This is a genomic window from Streptomyces sp. NPDC102258 (assembly GCF_055584685.1).
This window is the reverse complement of record NZ_JBVJLO010000007.1, coordinates 105,722-130,075: the sequence shown is the minus strand read 5'-3', so window position 1 is coordinate 130,075 and position 24,354 is coordinate 105,722. Positions and strand designations below refer to the sequence as shown.

The following is a 24,354-nucleotide window of genomic DNA, read 5'->3' as shown; positions in this document are numbered from 1 at the left end:
TCCTCTTTCGGGGCGGACTCCGGGGGGCGCGGTTAGTCTGCGGGGATGGGCTTTGATCCGTGGGACCCCGCGTTCGTCGCCGATCCGTACCCCGCCTACCGGGAGTTGCGGGAACGGGGGCGGGCGCTGTGGTCGGAGGCGACCGGGCAGTGGCTGGTGCCGCACTACGCCGACGTCAGCGCGCTGCTGCGGGACCGGCGGCTGGGGCGGACGTACCTGCACCGCTTCAGCCACGAGGAGTTCGGCCGGCAGGCACCCCCGCCGGAGCACGAGCCCTTCCACGTGCTCAACGACAACGGCCTGCTGGACCTGGAGGATCCCGCGCACGGGCGGGTACGGCGGCTGGTGGCGAAGGCCTTCACCCCGCGCACGGTGGAGCGGCTCGCGCCCGCGGTGGAGCGGCTCGCCCGGGAGTTGGCGGACGGGCTGCGCCGCGAGGGCGGCGGAGACCTGCTGACCGCGGTCGCCGAGCCGCTGCCGGTGGCGGTGATCGCGGAGCTGCTGGGCATCCCGGAGGCCGACCGGGCGTTGCTGCGGCCCTGGTCGGCGGACATCTGCGGGATGTACGAGCTGCGGCCGGGCCCGGAGACGGCGCGGCGCGCGGTGACGGCGAGCCTGGAGTTCAGCGCCTACCTGAGGGAGCTGATCGGCGAGCGCCGCAAGCGGCCCGGCACCGATCTGATCTCCGGTCTGATCGCCGCCCACGACGACGAGGGCCGCCTCAGCGAGCAGGAGATGATCTCCACCTGCGTCCTCCTGCTGAACGCCGGGCACGAGGCGACCGTCAACACGACGGTGAACGGCTGGTGGGCCCTGTTCCGCAATCCCGAGCAGCTCGCGCGGCTGCGCGCGCACCGCGGACCGGCGGATCCCGAAAAGTTGTCCACAGCTGTGGATGAACTCATGCGCTACGACACACCGCTCCAGCTGTTCGAGCGCTGGGTGCTCGACGACATCCGGATCGGGGACACCGAGATCCCCCGCGGCGCCGAGGTCGCGCTGCTGTTCGGCTCCGCGAACCGGGATCCGGCGCGCTTCACAAACCCGGACGAACTGGACATCGCCCGGGCCGACAACCCCCACCTCACCCTGGGCGCCGGGATCCACTACTGCCTCGGCGCCCCCCTGGCCCGCCTGGAGCTGGCCGCCTCCTTCGGCGCCCTCCTGGACCCCGCGCTCCCGCCCGTGCGGCTCGTCCGCGAGCCCCGGTGGGGCGACGGCTTCGTCATCCGGGGCCTTCGCGAACTGCTCGTGGAGTTCTGAGATCCGGCGGGGCTCAGCGCGGCAGCGTCAGTGACCAGGCCGCCGGGTGGTGGGTCCAGGTGCGGCGGCGGACCGGCCCGGTCAGGACGTCGTCGGCGCGGTAGCGGAAGTCCGCCCCGGACACCGTCACCGCCTGCGCCCGGCCCGTCAGCGGCGCGGCCCCCGCCAGCCGGACCACCACCTGCGCCGGCCCGCCCCCTTCCCCGGTCCGCACCGCCACGTCCTGCACCGGCTGGTCCACGTCCGCGAGCACCACCCCGTCCACCCGGACCTCCACCCTCAGCCGGTGCCCCGCCCCCGCCGCCGGCCCGGGCAGCAGCGTCCGCAGCAGCGAGCGGTACCCCCCGGCGCGCCGCGCCGAGGCCCCCGCCGCCGCCGGCCCGGCGATCCGCAGCCCGCCCAGCACCACCCCGTCGCTGTCGTCGACCAGCAGGTCCCGCGGCCGCGACACCCCGTCCAGCGCCGCCCGCGCCGCGAGCACCGCCGACAGCGGCACGCCGAGCGAGCGGGCCAGCGCCAGCGACCCCGCCGGGCCCACCGGCACCAGCGCGAGCGCCCGGTCCGCCGGCCCCCGCTCCCGGTGCAGCAGCGCCACGGCGCGCACCAGCGCCCGGTCGTCCCCCACGATCACCGGCCGCCGATGACCCCGGCGGGCGAGGGCCCGCGCGAATTCCTCCTGCGAATCGGGGAGGCAGATTTTCGCCGCCGCCCCCGCTGACAGCACATCCTTCGCGATCCGCACGGACTCGCCGTCAAGTCGGCGGGCGACCGGGTCGACGAGCACGAGCAGGCCGCCTACCGGCGCGCCCGCATGGCTCATGGTGGGCTCTGGAGCCGACACCTCGGTCCTTCCTCGGGTAGCATCTTTGTGCAAGAGGCCCTTGCGCTATTGCGCCAGGGCCTTCGTCTATTCCGGGGTACCGGTCCGACGGCTCAGCCTGCGGTGTACATCGTCGTACGCCCCCTGACCTTGGACATGCCCCATCCGGAAGAGGTGTACGCCTGTGCCCGCTCTTGTGCTGCTCGGAGCTCAGTGGGGTGACGAGGGCAAGGGAAAGGCCACCGACCTGCTCGGTGGTTCCGTCGACTATGTAGTGCGCTATCAGGGTGGCAACAACGCCGGCCACACGGTCGTCGTAGGTGACCAGAAGTACGCGCTGCACCTTCTCCCTTCCGGCATCCTCTCCCCCGGATGCACCCCGGTCATCGGCAACGGTGTCGTCGTCGACCCGGCCGTCCTGCTCTCCGAGCTGCGCGGCCTGAACGAGCGCGGCATCGACACCTCCAAGCTGCTCATCAGCGGCAACGCGCACCTGATCACGCCGTACAACGTCACCCTCGACAAGGTCGGCGAGCGCTTCCTCGGCAAGCGCAAGATCGGTACGACCGGCCGCGGCATCGGCCCGACCTACGCCGACAAGATCAACCGCATCGGCATCCGCGTCCAGGACCTCTACGACGAGTCGATCCTCACCCAGAAGGTCGAAGCGGCGCTGGAGGGCAAGAACCAGCTCCTCGCGAAGCTCTACAACCGCCGGGCCATCGAGGCCGGCGCGATCGTGGAGGAGATGCTCCAGTACGCGGACCAGATCAAGGGCTACGTCGCCGACACCACCCTGATCCTCAACAACGCGCTGGACGAGGACAAGGTCGTGCTCTTCGAGGGCGGCCAGGGCACCCTGCTCGACGTCGACCACGGCACGTACCCCTTCGTCACCTCCTCGAACCCGACCGCGGGCGGCGCCTGCACCGGTACCGGTGTGGGCCCGACGAAGATCAGCCGCGTCATCGGCATCCTCAAGGCGTACACGACCCGCGTCGGCGCCGGCCCGTTCCCGACCGAGCTGTTCGACGAGGACGGCGAGGCCCTGCGCCGCATCGGCGGCGAGCGCGGCGTGACCACCGGCCGTGACCGCCGCTGCGGCTGGTTCGACGCCCCGATCGCCCGCTACGCGACCCGCGTGAACGGCCTGACGGACTTCTTCCTCACCAAGCTCGACGTACTGACCGGCTGGGAGGAGATCCCCGTCTGCGTCGCGTACGAGATCGACGGCAAGCGCGTCGAGGAGCTCCCGTACTCGCAGACCGACTTCCACCACGCGAAGCCGATCTACGAAACCCTTCCCGGCTGGTCCGAGGACATCACCAAGGCCAAGACCTTCGCGGACCTGCCGAAGAACGCCCAGGCGTACGTGAAGGCCCTGGAGGAGATGTCGGGCGCCCCGATCTCCGCGATCGGCGTCGGCCCCGGCCGCACCGAGACGATCGAGATCAACTCGTTCCTGTAGTTCCTCCAGGGACAGCGGCACCCTCGTGGCCAGGGCCCCGGAGCTTCGCGCTCCGGGGCCCTGCCCGTTCCGGAAAGTCCTCTCCCCCGGCCCGTCACACTTCCGCCGTCCCGTCCGTCAGTGCGGTGAGGCCGCCGCAGCGGGCAGCGGCCCCGGTCACTGGAGAGACACCATGACGGACGCCGCCACCCCCTCGATCTCGCGGATGGCCAACCCGGGCGAATTCGTCCCCGAGATGAGCGACATCAGCGCCGCCCTCTTCCGGGCGACGGGCAACCGCTCCGTGCCGCGCACCACGATCAGCCTGGTCCACCTGCGGGCCGGGCAGATCGTCCACAACACGTACCTGACCATCCTGAACACCGGTTTCCTGCGCAAGGCGGGCGAGACCGAGGAGCGCATCACGGCCGTCTCGTCGTGGCAGGACGCCCCCTACTTCACCCCCGCCGAGCGGGCCGCCTTCGCCCTGGTGGAGGCGGTCCTCCAGCCCGCCCCGCGGGGCCGGGAGCGGGTCTGCGACGAGCTGTACGCGGAGGCGGCCCGGCACTACGACGAGAAGGCCCTGGCCACCCTCACCATCGCGATCGGTCAGATCAACTTCTTCATCGCCCTGGCGCTGATCGGCAAGCCGGCCCCGGTCGACTCCCTCGCCGACCGGCAGTGGGACTGACACCCGGGACGCCAGAGCGGGGCCCCGGCCGCCCGGCGGGCGGCCGGGGCGGGGCGGGCCTAGCCTGAAAGTTCCCTCGGGCAACAGGAGGAACCGTGCCGAAGGCCACCCCCCTACCCCTGCGCCGGGCCTGCGCCGCCGCCGCGGCGGCGACCGTACTCCTCGTCCCGGCGGGCGCCGCCTCCGCGTACGGGGCCGCGCCCTCCCCGCCCCCGCCCCCGTCGGCGTCCCGGGCGGCGGACGACGCCTTCGTACGGCTCACCCCGGCCGTCGCCGCGAAGCTGGACGCGGCCGTCCTGCGGACCCTGCGCGAGAGCGGGGTCCCTGGTGTGACCGTGGGCCTGTGGGCGCCCGGCAAGGGCAGCTACGTGAAGTCCTTCGGCGTGGCCGACAAGGCGAGCGGCGCCCCGATGCGGCCGGACCTCAGGGTCCGCATCGGCAGCGAGACCAAGACGTTCACCGTCACCGCCCTGCTCCAGCTCGTCGACCAGGGGAAGACCGGCCTGGACGACCCCATCGGGAGGTACGTGTCCGGCGTCCCGAACGGGGATCGCATCACCCTGCGCGAACTGGCCGGCATGCGCAGCGGGCTCTTCAACTACAGCGAGGACCCCGGCTTCGACAAGGCGCTCACCGCCACCCCGGACCGGGTGTTCACCCCGCGGCAGCTGCTCGCGTACTCCTTCAAGCACCCGGTGAACTTCGCGCCGGACGCCAGGTTCGAGTACTCCAACACCAACCTGATCCTGCTCGGCCTGGTGATCGAGAAGATCACCGGCCGCCCGCTCGCCGAGGTCGTGAACCAGAACGTCCTGAAGCCGGCCGGGCTCGGCCACACCGTCTTCCCCACCGGCGCGGAGTTCCCCGCCCCGCACGCGCAGGGGTACACGAATCAGACGGCCTCCGGGAAGGTCGAGAACTCCACGCGCTGGGACCCCTCGTGGGCCTGGGCGGCCGGAGCGATGATCTCCGACCTCCAGGACCTGCGCAGCTGGGCGAAGACCGTCGCCACGGGCACCCTGCTGACCCCGGCGACCCAGGCCCAGCGCCTGAAGACCCGGCCCATCGGCGTTCCCGGCGACGGCTACGGCCTGGGCATCTTCGACGTCCAGGGCTGGATCGGCCACAACGGCTCGATCCCCGGGTACGAGACGCTGACGGTCTACCTACCGGAGGCGCGGGCCACCATGGTCATCGTCCTCAACACCGACGTCACGGTCCACGGGCAGGAGCCGTCCACCCTCTTCGGCAGCGCGGTCACGGGCATCGTCAGCCCGGCCCACGTCTACCCGGGGAAGGTGGCGCCCGCCGGCCGGTGAGGCCGAGGCCGCGCGCGGTACGGCCGGGCGCTACCAGGCCAGTTGGGCGATCTCCTCGCAGACCACCGCGCAGGCGTCGGCCGCCGGGTCGATCAGCGGGAAGTGGCCGACGCCGTCCAGCAGGGTCAGGCCGACCAGCTCCCCCGCCTCCCCGGCGGCTGCCACGTACGACTCCGCCACCGCGTACGGGACCACGATGTCCTCCCGGCCGTGGACGACGGCGGTCGCGATGCCCGTCGGGAGCAGGGCCGCCGGGTCGGCGCCGGGCAGCCGGGCGGCCCAGTGCTCCGGGCCGCCCAGCAGCTGCTCCGGCGCGCCCCCGCACACGCCCAGTTCCGCCGCCACCGTGAAGTCGGCGATCGGGGCCAGCGCCACCACACCGCGCAGCATCGGTGGGGCGGGCAGCCGCCACGGGGACCCGGCCGGCAGGACGTGCCGGGCGGCGGCCCACAGCGCGAGGTGCCCGCCCGCCGAATGCCCCGTCACCACCGTCCGGCGGGAGTCGGCGGCGGGCAGGGCCCCGGCGGCCAGGCCGGGCAGCGCGTCCATGGCGGCGGCGACGTCGTCGAAGGTCTCCGGCCAGCGCCCGGCCACCGGCCCGTCGGCACCCTGGTGCGGCAGGGAACTCCCGCGCCGGTACTCGACGTTGGCGACGGCGAAGCCCCGGCGGGCCAGGAACTCCGCGAAGGGGGTGACGTGGCGGCGGTCGTAGGGGGCCCTCCAGGCCCCGCCGTGCAGGACCACGACCAGCGGGGCCGGCCCCGCGGCAGCACCGCGCGGGGCGTAGAAGTCGATGACCTGGTCGGGATGTTCCCCGTACGCGGCGCTGGCGTCAGGGGCGACCGGGGGGTGCGAGAAGGCCGAGGCGGCCTCGGCGGCGTCCCGTTCGACTGCGGGGTCCGTCATGGCTCAACCTCTCGGTAACGCGTGGGACAGCGGGGACTGATGTTTCGGTGTTCGGCAGAGCGGGACCGTATCAGTCCGGCACCCGCCGTCCGGAGGCCGGACGGCGCGGAACGGGAGCGGGCGGAGCCGTAGCCCCGCCCGCCCGTCGCAGTGACGTTTCGCTACCGGGTCACCCGAAGATGTGACCCAGTGTGCGCGCCGCGCGCTCCGCGTCGGCGAATCCGACGTAGAGGGGGGTGAATCCGAAGCGCAGGACGTCGGGGGCCCGGAAGTCCCCGACGACCCCCCGGGAGATGAGCTCGGCCATCACCTCGCGCGCGTTCGCGCAGCGCAGCGAGACCTGGCTGCCGCGCTCGGCGTGCCCGGCCGGGGTGACCGGCTCGACCGCGCCCGCGGGGACGTACGCCGCCACGCACTCCAGGAAGAAGTCCGTCAGCGCGAGCGACTTGGCGCGGACGTCCTCGATCGCCACGCCCTCCCACGCCCCGAGGGCCGCCTCCAGGGCGAGCATGGACAGGATGTCCGGGGTGCCGACCCGCGCCCGGGCCGCGCCCTCGGCCGGCTCGTAGCCCGGGGTCATCGCGAACGGCTCGGCGTGGCTGTTCCAGCCGGGGAGCGGGGAGTCGAAGGCGCCCTGGTGGCGGGCGGCCACGTAGATGTACGCCGGGGAGCCGGGACCGCCGTTGAGGTACTTGTACGTGCATCCCACCGCGAGGTCCACGCCGTGCGCGTCCAGGCCGACCGGCAGGGCGCCCGCGCTGTGGCACAGGTCCCAGACGATCAGCGCGCCCGCGGCGTGCGCGGCCGCGGTCAGGGCGGGCAGGTCGTGCAGCCGGCCGGTGCGGTAGTCGACGTGGTTGAGCAGCACCACGGCGGTGTCGTCGCCGAAGGCGGCCGCCGCGTCGGCCGGGTCGACCGGGACGAGTTCCAGGCCGGTCAGCCGGGCGGCGGAGGCGGCGATGTAGCCGTCCGTCGGGAAGGTGGTGGCGTCGACCAGCAGCCTGGTCCGGCCGGGAGCCGCGAGACGGGCGGCGCCGACCAGGGCCTTGAAGAGGTTGACGCTGGTGGAGTCGCCGACGGTCACCTGGCCGGGGGCCGCGCCGACGAGCGGGGCGATCAGATCGCCGATCCGCTCGGGGGCGGTCCACCAGCCGCTCTCGTCCCAGGACCGGATGAGGAGCTCGCCCCACTGGCGGCGCGCGACGTCCGCCAGGGCGTCCGGGACGGCGGCCGGGAGCGCGCCGAGGGAGTTGCCGTCGAGGTAGACGACCCCGTCGGGGAGGGTGAAGCGGGAGCGGAGCTTGGCGAGGCCGTCGTGGGCGTCGAGGCGCTCGGCGCGGGCGCGGAGGTCCGCCGCGTCCTGTCCGGGCCGGGGAGCCTGCGGCGTGGTGGCGTCAGACATGGCTGCGGGCCGTCCAGAGTTCGGGGAAGACGTTCTTCGTGGCGCGCTTCTCCAGCCAGGTCACCCCGGCGGAGCCGCCCGTGCCGGTCTTCGCGCCCATCGCGCGGCGGGTGGCCACCAGGTGGTCGTTGCGCCAGCGCCAGACGAGTTCCGCCACGTCCGTGAGGACCTCGCCGAGCCGGTGCAGATCGGCGTGGCGGCCGTCCGGCTCCGCGTACAGGGCCGTCCAGACCGCCTCGACCTCCGCCGAGGGCTCGTACCGCAGGGCCAGGTCCCGCGTCAGGACCGACTGGGGGACCGGCAGGCCGCGGCGGGACAGCAGGCGCAGGGTCTCGTCGTAGAGGCTGGGCTCCTGAAGGGCCTTCTCCAGCTCCCCGTGGACGCGCGGCGCGCCCCGGTGCGGGACCAGCATCGACGCCGACTTCTCGCCGAGCAGGAACTCCATCCGGCGGTACATCGCCGACTGGAAACCGGAACCCTCGCCCAGCGCCGAGCGGTAGGCGTTGAACTGCGAGGGAGTGAGCTGGGCGAGGGGCCGCCAGGAGGCGTTCAGGGCCTCCAGCTCACGGAGGGATCGTTTCAGCGCGTCCATCGCGACCGGGAGGTCGTCCTCGCGCAGGGCGCGGGCCGCCGTCTCCCATTCGTGGACGATGACCGTGAACCACAGCTCCATCACCTGGGTCGTCACCAGGAAGACCATCTCGCCGGGATCGTCCGAGCGGAGGTGCTGGAGGTGGGTGAGGACGTCCGCCTGGACGTAGTCCTCGTACGGAGTCGTGCCCGCGAAGTCGAGGTTCGGGGTGTCCGAACCGGCTCCGGAGGCATCAAGGGCGTGCGACATCTCTGTCTCCTCGACACGTGCTTCCGGGTAGCGGTCCGCTCCTTCCGGTGAGGTAAGTGGAGCCCCGGTCCCCTGCTCGCATCATAAGCAGGGGATCCGGAAGCCCTCTAGGGCGAACGCCCGGGGTTATGCGAGCGTGTCCGCCCCCGGTTACGCGAGCGTGTCCGCCGCCGTCGCCGAGGAGTCGCGCAGGAAGGTCGAGCAGCGCTCGTACTCCTCCTTCTCCCCGATGGCCCCGGCGGCCCGGGCCAGGGCGTGCAGGGCGCGCAGGAAGCCGCGGTTCGGCTCGTGCTCCCACGGCACCGGGCCGTGGCCCTTCCAGCCGGCCCGGCGTAGCGCGTCGAGGCCGCGGTGATAGCCCGTCCGGGCGTACGCGTACGACTCGACGGTGCTGCCCGCCGCGAAGGCGCGGTCGGCGAGGGTGGCCCAGGCCAGCGAGGACGTCGGGTGGGCGGCGGCCACCTCGGCCGGGTCGGTGCCGGCGGCGAGGGCCTCGCGGGGCGCGGGCTCGTCGGGCAGGTGGGTGGGGGCGGGGCCCCCGAGCAGGTTCTGGTGAATCGACATGGCCTCAGTGTGTCCGATGGGCCGGACGGGCGGGAGCACGGCCTCGCACCACCACGGCATCCGGGCGCCGCGCCCTCGCCGCCGACTTGACGGACTGCCCCGATCGCCTCGACCCGCGCCCCGGCCGTCCCGCACGGTCGGGTACCGGACTGGCGGCGGTGCGGAAGACCGGGGTGGTGGCGCCCCCACCACGTTCCGGGGAAGTGCGGTGGCCGGGGCACCTCCCGCGCGGGCGGGCCGGCGGCGGACCGTGGGGGTGCAATCGATGCACGCCTAGGGGGATGTCGTGGCAACGATCATGAGCAGCACCACCAGCAGCACCAGCACCGTCACGGGGCGCGCGGCGTCCGCGTCCGCGTCCGGCCGCGACCCGGCCTACGCGATGGCCGACGACCTGTGTGACACCGTCCTGGCCTCGCTGCGCCGCAAGGACCAGCGCGAGAAGGGCCGCCAGTACGTACGGGGACTGCTCGCCCTGCCCGGCCGCAAGTCGATGCGCGGGATCGCCGGGCAGGCCGGCGGGGGCGCCGCCGAGCAGAGCACGCACCACTTCATCTCCGGCTCCACCTGGGACTGGGAGCCCATCCGCGACGCCCTCGCCGGACACCTGCGGGCCGCCGCCCCGCAGACGGCCTGGGTGGCGCAGCCGATGGCGATCCCCAAGGGCGGCGAGCATTCGGTGGGCGTGGCGCACCGCTTCGACCCGCACCTGGGTCAGATGTTCCGGGGTCAGCAGGCCTTCGGGACCTGGTTCGCGTCCGCCGGGCTGGTGACGCCGGTCGGGTGGCGGATGTTCCTGCCCGACGCGGAGTCCGAGCCCGGGCCCGCCGCCGTCCCGCGCTCGCCGGCCGAGCGGGCCGCGTGCGAGGAGGCCGCGTACGCGGAGTCCGCGACCGCCGCCGTCCTGGACACCGTCCGCCGCGCCGGGGGCGTTCCCCGGCCGGTGGTGCTGGACATCCGCCGCATCGGCACCCGGTCCACCATGAACCGCTTCGCGCGGGCCGGGGTTCCCGTCATCGCCCGGGCCGATCCGGCGACCCCGCTGCTCGTCACCGACCCGGCGCTGCCCGGCTGCGGAGCGGGTCCCCGCAGCGCGCGGGAGGTCCTGCGCTCGGTGCGCGGCCTGTGCACGCCGGTGGAGTGGACCGATCCCGACCCGGCGCAGGCGGGGGGCCGGCACCGCAGCACCCTCGCCGTCGCGGTGCCGGTGATGATGCCCGACCCCGCGCCGGCCCGCCGCCGCCACCTGCTGCTGGTCGGGGAGTGGACGGATTCCCGCGCCGCCGCCCCGGCGCAGCTGTGGCTGACGGACCTGGTACGCCTGCCGGTGGGCCCGCTGCTACGGCTGACGAAGCAGGGGCTGCGCGTCGGCTCCGCCGCCGGACGCAGCGGCCGCGAGGCGGGGCTGCGCGACTTCGCCGGCCGCAACCTGCCCGGCTGGCACCGCCACGTCACCCTGGCCTCCGTCGCCCACGCGGCCCGCGCCCTGACGGCGTAGGCCGCGGGGCGCTCAGCCGGGCCGGTGCGCCGCCGCCGTGCGCCGGTCGTGGAGGACCGTACGGGCCTTGCGCAGGCGCAGCGCCATCTGGATCTCCAGGGCCCGGGCCGGCTTCTGCCAGTGCGGGCCCAGCAGTTCGGCGATGCGTTCCAGGCGGCGGGAGACGGTGTTGGGGTGCACGTGCAGGGTCTCGGCCGCGTGGGTGGGGCTGGACCCGGCGGCGAAGTAGGCCTCCAGGGTGCGGGTGAGCTCCGTCAGCCGGTCGGCGTCGTACTCCAGGACCGGGCCGATGGTGCAGGCGATGAAGGACTCCACGTCGTGGTCGGCGGACAGCAGCAGTCCGAGGAAGCCCAGTTCGCGCAGCGAGGCCGTGCCGCCCACCCCGTCCAGGGCGGTCAGCGCGTCCAGGCAGCGCACCGCCTCGGCGTACACGCGGGCCACCCCGCCCGGCCCCGCGGTGGGCCCGGCGGCGCCGGTGGAGACGGCGTGGCCGAGGAGCGGGGAGAGCTCGCCGGAGGCCCGGTGCGCGGCGGCCGAGGCGTCGGTGCCGGGCAGCACCAGGACGAGGCAGCCGCGGCGGACGCCCTTGAGGCCGCCCATCCGGTACGCGTACGAGGACGCCCAGGCGACCGCCTTGCCCAGCTCGCCGCCCTCGGGCCGGGCCACGACCACCACGTGCGGCCGGTCGAGGTCGATGCCGAGCCGCCGGGTGCGCTCCAGCAGGTGCGGGTCGACGGAGTGCGGCCGCTCCAGCAGGTCGGCGAGGAGTTCGTCGTGGACGGGTCCTTCGGCGGCGGCCGTGCCGCGCTGGATCAGCATGAGGCAGGCCACGGACTGCGCGGCCAGCTGGAGCAGCCGTACGTCCTCCTCGGCGAGCGGGGCCGACGCGCGCAGCAGCAGCACCCCGAGGTCCTCGGCCCCGGCGAGTACGGGGGCCAGCCACAGGTCGCCGGGGAGGCGGACGGGCCGCCGGCCGGTCAGCGCCTGGAGGGCGGCCCTGGTCACCGACTCCTCGTCCAGGTCCGCAAGTTCGCCGGTGGCGGTCAGCGGCCGGCCGCCCGGGTCCCGTACCTGGAGCACCCCGTCCAGCGCGTCGGCGGCGGCCCGGGCCAGGGTGGGCAGCCCAGCCCCGTCGAGGACCAGTCCGGCCAGCCGGGCGTGGCACTCCCACAGGTAACGGACCCGGGTGAGGGCGGTGTTGGTGCGCGAGCCGAAGGCCTCCAGTTCGGTGACCTCGTCCCGGGTCTGCTCCAGCAGCCGGGCCTTCTCGATGGCGACGGCCGCCAGGTCGGCGAGGGAGAGCATGATGCCGATCTCGTCCGGGGTGAACTGCCGTACGGCGCGGTCGGATCCGTAGAGCGCGCCGAGGCTGGAGTCCCCGCGGCGCAGCGGGACGGCGATGACCGCGCGCAGGCCCTCCGCCCGGACGACGGCGTCGATGCCGGGGGCGTGCACGATGGACGGGTCGGCGAGGTAGTCGGCGGTCCACACCGGGGAGCGGCGGGCCCGGGCGATGCTGCCGAGGCCCCGGCCCGTGCCGAGTTCGAGGCCGACGTTGAGGGAGGTGGTCTCGCCCTCCGAGGTGCGGACGTACGTCGTCCCGTCGGGGCGGCTGAGCGAGAGCCAGGCCATGTCGAAGCCGAGCAGGCGCCGGGCGCGGCGGGTGATCAGGCGCAGCAGGCCGTCGATGTCGTACGGGGAGGTGAGGTCGTGCGCGGTGTCGACGAGGGCGGTGAGGGCGGCCTCGCGCTGTCGGCGGCGGTCCGCGCCGGCCCGTACGGTGTGGGCGAGTTCGACGGCCCGGGTGAGTTCCGCGAGGGCGGCTTCGCCGGCGCCCGCGCCGCGGGCCTCGGCGAGCAGGGCGTCGTAGCGGCTCCGCGGGGCGTCAGCCGCGAGCAGTTCCAGTACGGCCAGTGAGCCGCCCCCGTCGTCCCCTCCGCCCCCGCCCATCGCCCCGTACCCCCGTCCGACCAGCTGTTTTCCCCCGGGTGCCGAACCTAGGTTCCGTCCGGCGAGGGGTCAAGCAGGACGCGCCAGGGCCGCCGCCCCGGTCCGGATCAGCAGGGGGCGCCGCAGGCCGGCGCGAGGTCCGGGCCGGGCGCCGGGGGCGGCGCGCGGTGCACGAGGCCGCTTCCGGGGGCGGGGCGGCCGGCCTGCGCCCGGGCCTGCGCCCGGCGCAGCGCGTCCAGGTAGGGGCCGTCGGCCCGTTGGGCCGCCGCGCCGCGCAGGCCCGCCAGTTCCAGGCGCAGTGCGCGGCGGCGGCCGAGCGCGAGTTCCGCTTCGACCCACTGGCCGAGTACGGAGAGCCGGTCCGCGTCGAGCACCGCGATCCGGCGGCGCAGCCAGGGGCCGGCGTCGACGCCGGCCAGGGCGGGCCCGGTCCACAGGTCCAGGGCGCGGCGCAGCCGGGCGGCGGCCCCGGCGAAGTCGCCCCGGCTCATGGCCCGGTACCCGGCGCCCGCCTCGCGCTCGAACTCCCGCACGTCGCAGCGGCCGCCGCCGGTGTCGAGAAGATACCCGCCGGAACGGGACGAGAGCACCGTTTCGGGAGTCCGTACCCCGTCGGCCCCCAGCGCCTCGGCGATCCGCTCGCGCAGGCGGCGTACGGCGGCGTGCAGGGCGGCCCGGGCGTGCTCGGGCGGGACGCGGCCGGCCAGCTCGTCGGCGAGCACCGAGACCGGTACGACCTGGTCGGGGCAGGCGGCGAGGACCGCGAGGACGTGCCGGGACTCCGGGGTGGGGGGCATGACGGGCACGCCGTTCTCGGTGACCCGCGGGGGTCCGAGCACCTCGATGTCCACAGTCTTCTCCCTGGGCAGGCGGCAGAAAAATAATACCCGGAAGGATCTTCTGGGGAAGGGGTGGAGCGGGCCGTCCTCGCCTCAGGCGGACATCTCCGCGGCCGGTACCACCGCGTTCGGCGCCGCGTCCGGCGCCACTCCCTTCGGCGCCACCCCGTCCGGGCAGCCCGTCCGGCACACGTGGCCCCCGTCCGGACCGTACAGCGCCCGCGCGCCCCGGCCGGGACGGGTGTCGAGCCGGATCGCGACGGCCGGCACCACCACGTTCGGCATCACGTGCGCGTACAGCTCCGAGACCTGGGCGTCCAGCCCCAGCCGCAGCGTCTGGGACATGGTGTTCAGCCCCGCGTACGCGCCCACGATCAGCCGCGACGGCACCAGCGGGTCCACGTTGGGCAGCAGCTCGCCGCGCCGCCGCGCCTCCTCCAGCACCACCACGTGCTGGTCGATCCAGGCCTGGTAGGGGGCGGCCTTGTCGAGGTGGCGGCCGGCGTGCTCCAGGGTCAGCCGGGCGCTCGCCCGCATCAGCGTCTCGTGCCGCAGCCGGTGCGAGAACACCATGCCGATGTCCACGAACTCCTGCGTCTTGTACGGCTGCGCGGGCAGGTCCGGCCGGGACTCGTTCTGCGCGTCGATGACCGCCTGGGCCAGGGCTTCCTTGGAGTCGAAGTGGAAGTAGAGCGCGCCCTTGGTGACCTTCGCGATGTTGACGATGTCGGAGAGCTTGGCCGCGTCGTAGCCGTGCTCCTCGAAGACCTCGGCCGCCGCCTCCAGGATCGCCCGACGCGTGCGCACCGCCCGGTCCTGCTTCACCTGGGGTCGCTCTGTCCTCATGTCTGGCGTCGCCTCTCCTGGCCCGCCGGCATTACATCCCCACGGGTACGTTTCTGTGCGCCGATTCCACACCATCGCCCGGCCCTCCGTCCACCGGGGTCTCCCGGCTCCGTCACAACGGCCCGCCCCGGCGGCCCGGCCGCCCCGGCGCAGCGGAAAGGGGGCCCGCCGGTCCGTGGTGCGGACCGGCGGACCCCCTGACCGGGACCCGTGGGGGTTACTTCAGCCGGGTGCCCGTGGAGCGCAGGTTCGCGCAGGCCTCGGTGACGCGCTTGGCCATGCCGGCCTCGGCCAGCTTGCCCCAGGTGCGCGGGTCGTAGGTGGACTTCTTGCCGACCTCGCCGTCGACCTTCAGCACACCGTCGTAGTTGCGGAACATGTGGTCCGCGACCGGGCGGGTGAAGGCGTACTGGGTGTCGGTGTCGAGGTTCATCTTCACGACGCCGTTCTCCAGCGCGGTGGCGATCTCCTCGGCCGTGGAGCCCGAGCCGCCGTGGAAGACGAAGTCGAACGGCGACGCCTTGCCGTACTTCTCGCCGACACCGGCCTGGAGGTCCTTCAGCAGCTCGGGGCGCAGCACGACGTTGCCCGGCTTGTAGACGCCGTGCACGTTGCCGAAGGAGGCGGCCAGCAGGTAGCGGCCCTTCTCGCCCAGGCCGAGGGCCTCGGCGGTGCGCAGCGCGTCGTCGACGGTGGTGTACAGCTCGTCGTTGATCTCGTGGCTGACGCCGTCCTCCTCGCCGCCGGTCGGGGTGATCTCGACCTCAAGGATGATCTTGGCGGCGGCGGCCTTGGCGAGCAGCTCCTGGCCGATGGCCAGGTTGTCGGCCAGGGTCTCGGCGGAACCGTCCCACATGTGCGACTGGAAGAGCGGGTTCAGACCGCGGGCCACGCGCTCGGCGGAGACCTCCAGGAGCGGACGTACGTAGCCGTCCAGCTTGTCCTTGGGGCAGTGGTCGGTGTGCAGCGCGACCGTGATGTCGTACTTGGCGGCGACGACGTGGGCGAACTCGGCCAGGGCGACCGCGCCCGTGACCATGTCCTTGTTGTACTGGCCACCCAGGAACTCGGCACCGCCGGTGGAGATCTGGATGATGCCGTCGCTCTCGGCCTCCGCGAAGCCGCGCAGCGCAGCGTGCAGGGTCTGGGTCGAGGTCACGTTGATGGCCGGGTAGGCGAACTTGCCTGCCTTCGCCCGGTCGAGCATCTCGTTGTAGACCTCGGGGGTTGCGATGGGCATCTGTCCGCTCCTTGGATGTGCGGGGAGTGTGCTTATTGCGGGCCCTGACCTGGGGGCGACGTCAGACGTCGCCCCCATCTTTCCAGATACGGCGCGGCACTCCGGCCCACCCGTCCCGCCATCCGGACCGACGCGGGCCGAGCGCCCCGCGAGGAGCGCGCCGCCCGCCGGTAAAGGCGCAGGTCAGCCGAGGCCGAGGTCTCCGAGGCGGTAGCCGGTGAGGTAGGGCAGGCCCGCCGCGTCGATGGCGTCGGCCGCCCCGCGGTCCACGATCGTGGCGACGGCGACGACCTCGCCGCCGGCCTCGCGGACCGCCTCGACGGCGGTCAGCGGGGAGCCGCCGGTGGTGGAGGTGTCCTCCACGACCAGGCAGCGCTTGCCCTTGACCTCGGTGCCCTCGATGCGGCGCTGCATGCCGTGCGCCTTCTGCGCCTTGCGGACGACGAAGGCGTCGAGGCGCCCGCCGCGCGCGGCGGCGGCGTGCAGCATCGAGGTGGCGACCGGGTCGGCGCCCAGGGTCAGGCCGCCGACGCAGTCGAATTCGAGGTCGGCGGTGAGGTCGAGCATGAGCTGCCCGACCAGCGGGGCGGCCTCGCCGTCGAGGGTGATCCGGCGGAGGTCGATGTAGTAGTCGGCCTCCTTGCCGGAGGAGAGCGTCACCTTGCCGTGCACGACGGCCTTGTCCTTGATCTGCTGCAGAAGCGCATCGCGTACGTCAGTCATGCCGTCGAGCTTAAAGGGGCGCCGGCCCGCGCAGGCGCCTCAGCCCAGCCGCCGCCAGGTCCAGGTGCTGGAGATCTCCAGCGGGTCCACGGGCGTGACCAGCTGCGGGAGGGTGTTCAGACCGTTCGGCGGGCCGGACTGGGGCTCGACGCAGACGGCCTCGGACTCCTCGTCGTAGACCACCACCCATTCGGCCCGGCTGGTGACCTTCAGCTCCAGCTGCCCGGGCCAGGTGAGGGTGACGTCGACGCCCCCGGGCATCCCGAAGCAGTCGTCCCAGGGACCCGGCTCCGGGTCGGTCCTGCGGCCGGTCGGCAGGTGGTCCGCGCCGCGCTCCTCCTGCCACCCGGCGTCGAAGGCGATCCGCGCCTCGGGCCCGCCGGGGGTCAGCGCGCGGTGGAACCAGGGGTGCCAGCCCGCCTGCGCCGGGAAGGAGTCCTCGTACGTCTCCACGCCCATGGTCAGCGTCAGCGCGTCCTCGCCGAGCTCGAAGACCTGCGTGACCCGGCCGGCGTACGGCCACGGGTCGGTGAGGTCGTAGACGAAGGCGGCGCGGGTGTCGCTCGCCCCGGCGGAGCGCCAGACCGCGTCCCGGCCGAAGCCGTGGATGGCGTGCGGCGGGTGGTTCAGGGGCAGCTGGTGGACGGTCGCGCCGTCGCGGAACCGCCCGTTCGCCGTCCGGCCGCACCAGGGGACCATCGGGAAGGACCCGTAGTGCGCGCCCTGGCGCAGCAGCTCGGTGCCGTCGACGCGCAGACTGCTGATCCGGCAGCCGTTCTCCCGGTCGATGGTGATGTCGGCGCCGCCGGCGCTCAGTCGCGTACTCATACGGCGACCCTACGGCCCGTCAGCGGCGGCGGCGCAACGCCCTTCCGACGACGACCGCCGAGGCCAGGGCGAGGGCCGCGGCCGGGGCGACCCAGCGCATGCCGGCTCCCGCTCCGCCGCCGGAGGGCGCGGGGACGGGGGCGTAGCGGCCGCGCGGCGGCAGGTGGTCGACCTCCTCGGCGCTGCGGCCGATCATCGTGCGGCGGGCGTGCGCGGCCTCGGCCGGCGGGCTGGGCGGGCCGTCGGGGCCGCCCTCGGGGATGCCGGGCACGGCCGGGAGGCCGTCCGCGCCGAAGTCCGCGTCCAGGAAGGGGTCGAGGGCGGGGTCGAGGGCGGGCGGCGGCACGTCGGTGTCGAACACGGAGGCGCTGACCTCGGTGACGTCCGTCCCGGACTCCCCGTCCGCCCCCGGCTCCGTCGCCCCCCGGGCCTCCTCGGCCTCCTCCGCCTCGGCCACCGGGTCGTGCGGCTGCTCGCGCTCCTCCGGCTCGGCCACCACATCGTGCGGCTGCTCGCGCTCGGGCGCCGAGGCTCCGGCCAGGTTGGCGGCGAGCCGGTCGAGCAGGCGCCGGGCGGCGGACGCCGTGGCCTCGGGGTCGAAGCCGGCGGTCCGCCCCCCGGCCTCGGCCGTGGCGTCGAACTCCATCCGGGTCCCGCCCTCGTGCGGGATCAGCCGCAGCCCGAGGGAGAGGACGACGGCGCCGCTGCCGCGCACCTCGGTGCCCTCGCCGGCCGCCGTGAAGCGGTCCGGTTCCGGTTCGGTGAGGGTCAGGGCCCCGCGGTAGGTGACCGTGTGCCCGCCGACCCGTACCTTGAGCCGACCGGCCAGCGGCCCGGCCTGCGTGTCGGCGTCCTGCTGGAGCCCGGGGACGCAGCGGGCCACCCGGGCGGGGTCGCGCAGCACTGCGCGGAGATCGTCTGCCGGTACCGGAACGAACACCTGATGCTCCATGTGGTCGAGCCTACCGACGAGACCCCGCCGTGCACACGGACACGACAGCGCGGGGGCGTGCGCGCCGCCCGCGCGCCCGCGATCAGGAGTAGCGCGGGTGCGGGAGCGTGGAGGGCGGGAACCCGCGCAGGCGGGTGCGGGCGGCGTCCCGGGCGGCGTCCTGGAGGTCCCGGGTGGACACCGCGCGCAGGGCGGGCGTGTCGCGGTCCACGCGCAGCGCGGGGGCCCGCCCCCGGGCGGCGAGGACGAAGCCCCAGTCCTGCGGCGGCGAGCCGGCGGCCCCCGCCGTGCGGTCGGGCCCGGCGGTGAAGCCGGCGAGCCGGCCGCCCGCGCTGTACGGGGTGGTGAGCAGCCCGGCGGCCCGGAGGGTGGCGTCGACGGTCCAGTACGTACGCGGCCGGGAGGTCAGCGGCCCGGCGTGTACGGCGAGCCGCCCGCCCGGCCCCAGGGCCCGCGCGGCCAGCCCGTAGAACTCCTGGGAGTAGAGCTTCGTGCTCGGGGTGATGCCGGGATCGGGCAGGTCGGAGACGATGACGTCGAAACGGGCGCGGGCGGCGGGGCCGCGCAGCCAGCGGAAGGCGTCCTCGGTGACGACGCCGAGGCGGGGGTCCTCGTAGGCCCGGCCGTTGAGCGCGGAGAGCATCGGGTCGGTGCGGGCGAGCCGGACGACGCCGGGGTCGAGCTCGACGACGGTGACGGAGGCGACGTCCCGGTAGCGCAGCACCTCGCGGGCGGCGAGCCCGTCTCCCCCGCCGAGGACCAGGACGCGGGCGTGCGGGCCGGTCATCGCGGGGTGGACGAGCGCCTCGTGGTAGCGGTACTCGTCGTAGCCGGAGACGCGCAGCCGTCCGTCGAGGTAGAGGTCGAGGGAGCGGGGGGATCCGGTGGCCGGGCCGGTGAGCACCAGTTCCTGGACGCCGGTCTGGACGGCGACCCGCACCTCCCCGCCGTAGACGGCGGTGCGCGCGATCCGTTCGAAGTCGTCGGCGAGCAGGGTCGCGCAGGCGAGGACGGCGAGGACGGCGGCGTTGGCGGCGATCAGCAGCCAGCGGCCGCGGCGGCTGAGGTCGCGGCGGAACAGCCACAGGACGAGGCCGCCCCCGACGACCGCGTTGACCGTGCCGGTGAGCATCGCCCCGGTGAGCTGCCCGACCATCGGGAGCAGCAGGAAGGGGAAGGCCAGGCCGCCCACGAGGGCGCCCACGTAGTCGGCGGCGAAGAGGTCGGCGACCGCCCCGCCGGCGTCCTGTCTGCGGATGCGCTGGATGAGGACCATCAGCAGGGGGATCTCCGCGCCGATGAGCACGCCGATGGCGAAGGAGAAGCCGACGAGGGCGGGGCGGGACTCCCCGAGCCAGGCGAAGCTCGCGTACAGCGCCATCGCGGAGAACCCGCCGAGCAGGGCGAGCGCGGCCTCGATGGCGCCGAAGCCGAAGGCGGGCCGGGCGCGCAGGCGTTTGGCGAGCAGGGAGCCGACGCCCATGGCGAAGACCATGACGGACAGCACGACGGACGCCTGGGTGACGGAGTCGCCGATGAGGTACGAGCCGAGGGCGAGGAGCTCCAGCTCGTACACCAGTCCGCAGGCGGCACACACGAACACCGTGGCCAGGACGAGGAGTCGGCCGGTCCTGGGGTGTACGGGCAGGGCGGCCGGGACGGTCTGCACGCCCCGCGGCTCCGGCGTCGGGAGCACCCCGCGGGGGGCGGAACGGTCGATCATGCAGCGAACCGTACGTTACCGTCCATCGACACCCTGTCACCCACATGGGTGCAAGTGGCGCACCTAATCGGCCAGTTGGCGTAATCGGCGCGCGACCCCCGCGACCCTCCCGGCCCCTCGGAACCCGGCCCGCCCGCGCTCCCGGAGGGCCGTCCCCGATGCCTAGACGACGGCCCCCATCCGCACGCCGACCCGGGTGCGGGTGGCCACCAGCTGGCCCTCCTGCGGGTACGCGTGCCAGGTCCGCCAGCGCACCTGCCCGTCCCGGCGCTGCGCCAGCAGGGCGGTGAAGGCGTGTTCATCGCCCGGGAACGTGCCCGCTAGTCCGTTCGGGTGGTCGGCGACCAGGGCGAGCAGTTCCTGAGCCCGCCCGGCGAAGGAGCCGCGGGTGAGGGTCTCGACCCGCGCGGCGAACTCGTACTCCCAGTCGCCCACCCGCTTGGCCACGCCGAGCGGCAGCGGTGTACTGCTGCCGGGCATACAGGCGACCGTCTCGGAACAGAGCACCTCGCCCTCCTCCAGGAGCACCTGGTGGGAGGCGCCGAGCAGGCGCAACTCCACCTTCGCGTGCGCGAGCTGGAGGTTCAGTACGGCCAGGGCGGGCAGCCGCTCCCGTCCCAGGGCCCAGGCCAGGTCGGCGGCACGCGTGTCGGTATAGGTGGTCTGGAGGGTCGTGAGCATGAGTCGGCTCCGCAAACGCGCGAGGGAGATGGGCCGGAGCCCGCCAGCGGTAGTCAACGGGTGGGGGGTCACCGGCACGGGTCCGCAGGAAGTCCAGGGAGGTAGGTCCGAGGACTGGTCTACTCAACCGAGGGAATCATGAAAGGCACGGCACTCACAGCGTTTTTACCCAACTTGACGGGGTTTACATCCCCCCGGGGGCTACCCAGTTCACGTGTTCAACGACATGCCGCCCGTACGCCGTAGCGCGGGCCCGAACAACAGGACGCCCCGGGGTAGTTGTCCCCGCCGGAGCGCCCGTTCACGCAGGTCCCGCAGGTCCTTCCCAGTGTCAGCTGGACCCGCAGCCGCCGCCACCGCAGGAGGACCCGCAGGAGGACGACGAACCGCACGAGGACGAGGACCCGCAGGACGAGGAGGACCCGCAGGAGGAAGAGGACCCACAGGAGGAAGAGGAGGACGAGGAGCTCCCGCTCCCGCCGGCCCACCAGCTGCCGCCGCTGCCCGTACCGCCCCCACCACCGACGACCTTCTTGACGATCCAGATGATCCCCACCGCGACGATCCCCAGCATCACGAACACCAGGAGCATGTGATCGCCCCCCTTCTGACACACCGGTCCCCCGGGTGCCGGAACCCCCGTGTCCCGGCGTGCCGGGGAGATGCCCGCAGGCCAACGCCGCCAAAGCACACTTGAGCAACTCCAGAGGTTCCCCCCAGGATGGCGCCCATGAGCGCACCCGCGAACAGCAGCAGCCGCCCCTTCCTCAACCGCCGCCTGGCCGCCTTCGGCACCACGATCTTCGCGGAGATGTCGGCGCTGGCCGCCCGCACCGGCTCCATCAACCTGGGCCAGGGGTTCCCCGACACCGACGGCCCCGAAGCCGTCCGGGAGGCAGCGGTCCGGGCCCTGCGCGACGGCCGCGGCAACCAGTACCCGCCCGGCCCCGGCGTCCCCGAGCTGCGCGAGGCCGTCGCCGCCCACCAGCACCGCTTCTACGGGCTGGCGTACGACCCGGACACGGAGGTGCTCGTCACCGCGGGCGCCACCGAGGCCATCGCCGCCTCCCTCCTCGCCCTCCTGGAGCCCGGCGACGAGGTCATCGCCTTCGAACCGTTCTACGACTCCTACGCCGCCTGCATCGCCATGGCCGGCGCCGTCCGCGTCCCGCTCACCCTGCGCGCCCCGGACTTCCGCCCCGACCTGGACGCCCTGCGCGACGCGGTCACCCCGCGCACCCGGCTGCTCCTGCTCAACACCCCGCACAACCCGACCGGCACCGTCCTCACCCCCGCCGAACTGGCCGCCATCGCCGAGCTCGCCGTCGAGCGGGACCTCCTCGTCGTCACCGACGAGGTCTACGAACACCTCGTCTTCGCGGGCCGCCACACCCCGCTGGCCTCGCTGCCCGGCATGCGCGAGCGCACCGTCACCATCTCCTCGGCGGGCAAGACCTTCTCCTTCACCGGCTGGAAGGTCGGCTGGATCACCGCCCCGCCCGCGCTGGTCTCGGCGGTCCGCTCCGCGAAGCAGTTCCTCACGTACGTCTCGTCGGGCCCCTTCCAGTACGCGGTCGCCGAGGCCCTCGCCCTCCCCGACGCCTACTACGAGGACTTCCGCGCCACCCTGGCCGCCAAGCGCGACCTCCTCGCCGACGGCCTCACCGCCGCCGGCCTGGAGGTCTACCGCCCGCAGGGCACGTACTTCATCACCACCGACGTCTCCCCGCTCGGCGAAACCGACGGCCTGTCCTTCTGCCGCGCCCTCCCCGAACGCTGCGGCCTCGTCGCCATCCCCAACCAGGTCTTCTACGACGACAAGTCCGCCGGCGCCACCCAGGTCCGCTGGGCGTTCTGCAAGCGGACGGAAATCCTCGAAGAGGCCGTGGCCCGCCTCGGGCGGCTGGGGGGTCCGGCCTCGTAGGGTGGCGCCCGGAGGGGGACGACGACCTCGAAAGTGACCGCCGTGCGCATCGTCCGACGAGCGTTCCGGCGCGGCACGGGAAAGCCGGGCAGAACATGACGACGGTGTCCCTGCGCCCGCGGGTACGGGAGGGCGCGCCGCCGGCGGCCCTCGTCGCGCTCGGCGTCTTCGCGGCCGTGCGCGGGGCCGGGGTGCTGGTGGTGGCCGTCGGGGCCTGGTGGGCCGGGCGGAGTCCGGCGCGGGTGCTCGGGGCCTCCTGGGACTCCGTCTGGTACCTCGGCATCGCCGCCCACGGCTACGGCCGGACCCAGATGTGGGCCACCGGCTCCATCCAGAGCGACTACGCCTTCTTCCCGCTCTACCCCGCCCTCGTCCGCCTCGCCGGCGGCACCCCGCCCGCCGCGCTGGCGGTGGCCTGGGCGGCCGCCGCGGTGGCCGCCGTCGGCGTCCACCGGGTCGGGGAGCGGCTCCTCGGGGTACGGGCCGCCGTGCTGCTCGTCGGGCTGTGGGCGGCGCTCCCGCACGCCGTGGTGCTGACCCTGGCCTATACGGAGGCCCTGCTCGCCGCCCTGGCCGCCTGGGCCCTGTACGCCCTGCTGCGGGAGCGCTGGGCCTGGGCCGCCGCCCTGGCGGTGCTCGCCGGGCTGACCCGGCCCACCGGGATCGCCGTGGCCGCCGCCGTGACGGCGCTGGCGGTACGGGAACTGGCGCTGCGGGGCAACCGGGCCCCCGCCGTGTGGGCGGCCGCGCTGCTGGCGCCGGCGGGCTGGGCGGCGTACGTCCTGGCCGTGGGGGCGCGGCGGGGCGATCCGCTCGGCTACTTCGCCGTCCAGCGGCAGTGGGGCTCGTGCTTCGACTTCGGCGCCGGGACGCTGCGCTCCGTCGAGAGCGTGCTGACCGGCGGGCACGTGCCGCTCGCGACGACCGTGACGGTGGCCGTGCTGGCCGCGTCGGGGCTGCTCGCGGCGGCCCTCGTACTGGAACGCGTCCCGCTGCCGCTGCTCGCGTACACCGGGACCCTGCTGCTGATCACCTTCGGCGGGGCGGGGTTCTTCGAGTCGAAGCCGCGCTTCCTGCTGCCCGCGTTCCCGCTGCTGCTGCCGCTGGCGGCCGTCATGGCGAGAGCCCGGCCGCGCACGGCGGTCGTGGTGACCGGGTGCCTGGCCGGGCTCTCGTACGGCTACGGGGTGTACCTGCTCCTGGTGGCGCGGGTACCCCTGTGAGGGCCGGGGGCGGCTATTCGGCGCCGTCGCCCTCGGTCTTGTCGTCGTCGCCCGTCGCGGAGTCGACGTCCTTCTCCAGGCCGAGCTGCTCGACGAGCCACTTGTCGAACTCGATGGAGGCGCGGACCCAGCTGACCGTGGAGGACACGAAGTGCTCCAGGCTGACGCCGGTGCCGATCAGCATCTGCGCCTCGCCGATCAGACGGACCGAGCCGTCGTCGTGCGTGTGGCTGTAGACCTTGGGCCACAGGGTGCGGCGGTTCCAGTCGTCGATCGACTCCAGCAGCTGCGGCTTGTCGTCGATCGCGTGGGGGCGGTCGTAGAAGGTCCGCACGGAGAAGACCTGCTGCTCGTCTTCGCCGCGGAACATGAAGTACGTCCGGAAGTCCTCCCACGGCGCCGCGAGGTCACCCTCGTCGTCGACGACGTACTTGAGCTCCATCTGCTCCAGGAGCTGCTTGACCAGATCCTGGTCGGGGACGACGGGGCCCGCCGGTCCTGTGGCCTGCGGTTCGGGCTTACCCCCGAAGTTCGGAATCGAGGCCGGGTCGATGCTCACCGTGTACTTCCCTTCGTGCGGATACAGCCATCCTCCCCCATCGCTCCCACCCCGTGTCCAGCCCCGCACCCCCGATCCGCTCCGGGCGGACACGGGGGCGGGGGCGGGGCGGCGG

Annotated in this window: 23 protein-coding genes; 7 read left to right on the top strand and 16 right to left on the bottom strand. The window is 74.1% G+C overall.

Features of this window, described 5'->3' with window-relative positions; translation table 11 throughout:
* The first annotated feature begins 45 nt into the window (after positions 1-45).
* On the top strand, positions 46-1,263 hold the full coding sequence (locus ACZ6ZT_RS14320; RefSeq protein ID WP_469719348.1) for a cytochrome P450: 1,218 nt from the start codon (positions 46-48) through the stop codon (positions 1,261-1,263).
* A gap of 13 nt (positions 1,264-1,276) precedes the next feature.
* Here ACZ6ZT_RS14320 and ACZ6ZT_RS14315 read toward each other — a convergent pair whose 3' ends face one another.
* Positions 1,277-2,083: a diacylglycerol kinase catalytic domain-containing protein gene (locus ACZ6ZT_RS14315; protein WP_469719346.1), complete on the bottom strand. Its 807-nt coding sequence runs from the start codon at positions 2,081-2,083 to the stop codon at positions 1,277-1,279.
* Positions 2,084-2,267: 184 nt separating this feature from the next.
* Here ACZ6ZT_RS14315 and ACZ6ZT_RS14310 point away from each other — a divergent pair, with 184 nt between their 5' ends.
* From ACZ6ZT_RS14310 to ACZ6ZT_RS14300, 3 genes are all read left to right on the top strand, one after another.
* Positions 2,268-3,551, top strand: coding sequence for an adenylosuccinate synthase (locus tag ACZ6ZT_RS14310; protein WP_351815441.1), 1,284 nt, complete (start codon positions 2,268-2,270; stop codon positions 3,549-3,551).
* 172 nt (positions 3,552-3,723) lie between these two features.
* A complete protein-coding gene (locus tag ACZ6ZT_RS14305; RefSeq protein WP_469719344.1) occupies positions 3,724-4,221 on the top strand; it encodes a carboxymuconolactone decarboxylase family protein in 498 nt (165 codons plus the stop codon).
* 95 nt (positions 4,222-4,316) lie between these two features.
* The gene (locus tag ACZ6ZT_RS14300) at positions 4,317-5,540 is read left to right on the top strand and encodes a serine hydrolase domain-containing protein (RefSeq protein WP_469719342.1); all 1,224 of its coding nucleotides are present in this window, start codon (positions 4,317-4,319) and stop codon (positions 5,538-5,540) included.
* A 30-nt stretch (positions 5,541-5,570) separates the two neighbouring features.
* Here the strand turns inward: ACZ6ZT_RS14300 and ACZ6ZT_RS14295 are convergent, their stop codons facing one another.
* The 4 genes from ACZ6ZT_RS14295 to ACZ6ZT_RS14280 form a co-directional block, all read right to left on the bottom strand.
* Positions 5,571-6,446 carry an alpha/beta hydrolase family protein gene (locus ACZ6ZT_RS14295; RefSeq protein WP_469719340.1) on the bottom strand — a complete coding sequence of 292 codons (876 nt, stop codon included), beginning with the start codon at positions 6,444-6,446 and terminating at the stop codon, positions 5,571-5,573.
* 169 nt (positions 6,447-6,615) lie between these two features.
* Positions 6,616-7,848, bottom strand: a complete 1,233-nt coding sequence (kynU, locus tag ACZ6ZT_RS14290; RefSeq protein WP_469719338.1) for a kynureninase — start codon at positions 7,846-7,848, stop codon at positions 6,616-6,618.
* Positions 7,841-8,689, bottom strand: a complete 849-nt coding sequence (locus ACZ6ZT_RS14285; RefSeq protein WP_469719336.1) for a tryptophan 2,3-dioxygenase family protein — start codon at positions 8,687-8,689, stop codon at positions 7,841-7,843. The genes kynU and ACZ6ZT_RS14285 overlap by 8 nt, the downstream gene beginning before the upstream one ends.
* A 150-nt stretch (positions 8,690-8,839) precedes the next feature.
* On the bottom strand, positions 8,840-9,253 hold the full coding sequence (locus tag ACZ6ZT_RS14280) for a DUF3151 domain-containing protein (RefSeq protein WP_469719334.1): 414 nt from the start codon (positions 9,251-9,253) through the stop codon (positions 8,840-8,842).
* A gap of 298 nt (positions 9,254-9,551) precedes the next feature.
* On the opposite strand from ACZ6ZT_RS14280, the gene ACZ6ZT_RS14275 reads away from it, so the two are divergent.
* Complete coding sequence (locus ACZ6ZT_RS14275; RefSeq protein WP_469719638.1) at positions 9,552-10,751, top strand: IS701 family transposase; 1,200 nt, start codon at positions 9,552-9,554, stop codon at positions 10,749-10,751.
* 12 nt (positions 10,752-10,763) lie between these two features.
* On the opposite strand, the gene ACZ6ZT_RS14270 is transcribed toward ACZ6ZT_RS14275, so the two are convergent.
* The 10 genes from ACZ6ZT_RS14270 to ACZ6ZT_RS14225 all read right to left on the bottom strand — a co-directional run bounded on the left by ACZ6ZT_RS14270 (position 10,764) and on the right by ACZ6ZT_RS14225 (position 21,021).
* Positions 10,764-12,701: a helix-turn-helix domain-containing protein gene (locus tag ACZ6ZT_RS14270; RefSeq protein ID WP_469719331.1), complete on the bottom strand. Its 1,938-nt coding sequence runs from the start codon at positions 12,699-12,701 to the stop codon at positions 10,764-10,766.
* Positions 12,702-12,808: 107 nt separating this feature from the next.
* Positions 12,809-13,552, bottom strand: a complete 744-nt coding sequence (locus ACZ6ZT_RS14265) for an AfsR/SARP family transcriptional regulator (RefSeq protein WP_469719329.1) — start codon at positions 13,550-13,552, stop codon at positions 12,809-12,811.
* Between the two features lie 81 nt (positions 13,553-13,633).
* Complete coding sequence (locus tag ACZ6ZT_RS14260; RefSeq protein ID WP_469719327.1) at positions 13,634-14,386, bottom strand: ScbR family autoregulator-binding transcription factor; 753 nt, start codon at positions 14,384-14,386, stop codon at positions 13,634-13,636.
* Positions 14,387-14,603: 217 nt separating this feature from the next.
* Positions 14,604-15,626 carry a class II fructose-bisphosphate aldolase gene (gene fbaA, locus ACZ6ZT_RS14255; protein WP_469719325.1) on the bottom strand — a complete coding sequence of 341 codons (1,023 nt, stop codon included), beginning with the start codon at positions 15,624-15,626 and terminating at the stop codon, positions 14,604-14,606.
* A gap of 183 nt (positions 15,627-15,809) precedes the next feature.
* Positions 15,810-16,349: an orotate phosphoribosyltransferase gene (gene pyrE, locus ACZ6ZT_RS14250; protein WP_469719322.1), complete on the bottom strand. Its 540-nt coding sequence runs from the start codon at positions 16,347-16,349 to the stop codon at positions 15,810-15,812.
* Positions 16,350-16,388: 39 nt separating this feature from the next.
* The gene (locus ACZ6ZT_RS14245) at positions 16,389-17,177 is read right to left on the bottom strand and encodes an aldose epimerase family protein (protein ID WP_469719320.1); all 789 of its coding nucleotides are present in this window, start codon (positions 17,175-17,177) and stop codon (positions 16,389-16,391) included.
* Positions 17,178-17,196: 19 nt separating this feature from the next.
* Entirely contained in the window at positions 17,197-18,129 is a 933-nt protein-coding gene (locus tag ACZ6ZT_RS14240; RefSeq protein ID WP_469719318.1) for an SRPBCC family protein, read from the bottom strand.
* An 82-nt stretch (positions 18,130-18,211) separates the two neighbouring features.
* A complete protein-coding gene (locus ACZ6ZT_RS14235; RefSeq protein WP_469719316.1) occupies positions 18,212-19,852 on the bottom strand; it encodes a polyamine aminopropyltransferase in 1,641 nt (546 codons plus the stop codon).
* Between the two features lie 162 nt (positions 19,853-20,014).
* A complete protein-coding gene (locus tag ACZ6ZT_RS14230) occupies positions 20,015-20,533 on the bottom strand; it encodes a DUF2617 family protein (RefSeq protein ID WP_469719314.1) in 519 nt (172 codons plus the stop codon).
* A 218-nt stretch (positions 20,534-20,751) separates the two neighbouring features.
* Positions 20,752-21,021: a hypothetical protein gene (locus ACZ6ZT_RS14225; RefSeq protein ID WP_469719312.1), complete on the bottom strand. Its 270-nt coding sequence runs from the start codon at positions 21,019-21,021 to the stop codon at positions 20,752-20,754.
* A gap of 233 nt (positions 21,022-21,254) precedes the next feature.
* Between ACZ6ZT_RS14225 and ACZ6ZT_RS14220 the strand changes: the two genes are divergently transcribed.
* Together ACZ6ZT_RS14220 and ACZ6ZT_RS14215 are read left to right on the top strand one after the other, a co-directional pair.
* Complete coding sequence (locus ACZ6ZT_RS14220; RefSeq protein ID WP_469719310.1) at positions 21,255-22,457, top strand: pyridoxal phosphate-dependent aminotransferase; 1,203 nt, start codon at positions 21,255-21,257, stop codon at positions 22,455-22,457.
* A 95-nt stretch (positions 22,458-22,552) separates the two neighbouring features.
* Positions 22,553-23,680, top strand: a complete 1,128-nt coding sequence (locus tag ACZ6ZT_RS14215; RefSeq protein ID WP_469719308.1) for a hypothetical protein — start codon at positions 22,553-22,555, stop codon at positions 23,678-23,680.
* A 13-nt stretch (positions 23,681-23,693) separates the two neighbouring features.
* Here the strand turns inward: ACZ6ZT_RS14215 and ACZ6ZT_RS14210 are convergent, their stop codons facing one another.
* Positions 23,694-24,239 carry a type III secretion system chaperone family protein gene (locus ACZ6ZT_RS14210; protein ID WP_469719305.1) on the bottom strand — a complete coding sequence of 182 codons (546 nt, stop codon included), beginning with the start codon at positions 24,237-24,239 and terminating at the stop codon, positions 23,694-23,696.
* Positions 24,240-24,354 lie beyond the last annotated feature (115 nt).

Coding starts and splice junctions, on each gene's coding strand:
- ACZ6ZT_RS14240 (WP_469719318.1), bottom strand. CDS start 18,129: ATGGAGCATCAGGTGTTCGTTCCGGTACCGGCAGACGATCTCCGCGCA.
- ACZ6ZT_RS14295 (WP_469719340.1), bottom strand. CDS start 6,446: ATGACGGACCCCGCAGTCGAACGGGACGCCGCCGAGGCCGCCTCGGCC.
- ACZ6ZT_RS14245 (WP_469719320.1), bottom strand. CDS start 17,177: ATGAGTACGCGACTGAGCGCCGGCGGCGCCGACATCACCATCGACCGG.
- ACZ6ZT_RS14280 (WP_469719334.1), bottom strand. CDS start 9,253: ATGTCGATTCACCAGAACCTGCTCGGGGGCCCCGCCCCCACCCACCTG.
- ACZ6ZT_RS14230 (WP_469719314.1), bottom strand. CDS start 20,533: ATGCTCACGACCCTCCAGACCACCTATACCGACACGCGTGCCGCCGAC.
- ACZ6ZT_RS14320 (WP_469719348.1), top strand. CDS start 46: ATGGGCTTTGATCCGTGGGACCCCGCGTTCGTCGCCGATCCGTACCCC.
- fbaA (WP_469719325.1), bottom strand. CDS start 15,626: ATGCCCATCGCAACCCCCGAGGTCTACAACGAGATGCTCGACCGGGCG.
- ACZ6ZT_RS14220 (WP_469719310.1), top strand. CDS start 21,255: ATGGCGCCCATGAGCGCACCCGCGAACAGCAGCAGCCGCCCCTTCCTC.
- ACZ6ZT_RS14315 (WP_469719346.1), bottom strand. CDS start 2,083: ATGAGCCATGCGGGCGCGCCGGTAGGCGGCCTGCTCGTGCTCGTCGAC.
- ACZ6ZT_RS14215 (WP_469719308.1), top strand. CDS start 22,553: ATGACGACGGTGTCCCTGCGCCCGCGGGTACGGGAGGGCGCGCCGCCG.
- ACZ6ZT_RS14270 (WP_469719331.1), bottom strand. CDS start 12,701: ATGGGCGGGGGCGGAGGGGACGACGGGGGCGGCTCACTGGCCGTACTG.
- ACZ6ZT_RS14235 (WP_469719316.1), bottom strand. CDS start 19,852: ATGATCGACCGTTCCGCCCCCCGCGGGGTGCTCCCGACGCCGGAGCCG.
- ACZ6ZT_RS14285 (WP_469719336.1), bottom strand. CDS start 8,689: ATGTCGCACGCCCTTGATGCCTCCGGAGCCGGTTCGGACACCCCGAAC.
- pyrE (WP_469719322.1), bottom strand. CDS start 16,349: ATGACTGACGTACGCGATGCGCTTCTGCAGCAGATCAAGGACAAGGCC.
- ACZ6ZT_RS14305 (WP_469719344.1), top strand. CDS start 3,724: ATGACGGACGCCGCCACCCCCTCGATCTCGCGGATGGCCAACCCGGGC.
- kynU (WP_469719338.1), bottom strand. CDS start 7,848: ATGTCTGACGCCACCACGCCGCAGGCTCCCCGGCCCGGACAGGACGCG.
- ACZ6ZT_RS14260 (WP_469719327.1), bottom strand. CDS start 14,386: ATGAGGACAGAGCGACCCCAGGTGAAGCAGGACCGGGCGGTGCGCACG.
- ACZ6ZT_RS14275 (WP_469719638.1), top strand. CDS start 9,552: ATGAGCAGCACCACCAGCAGCACCAGCACCGTCACGGGGCGCGCGGCG.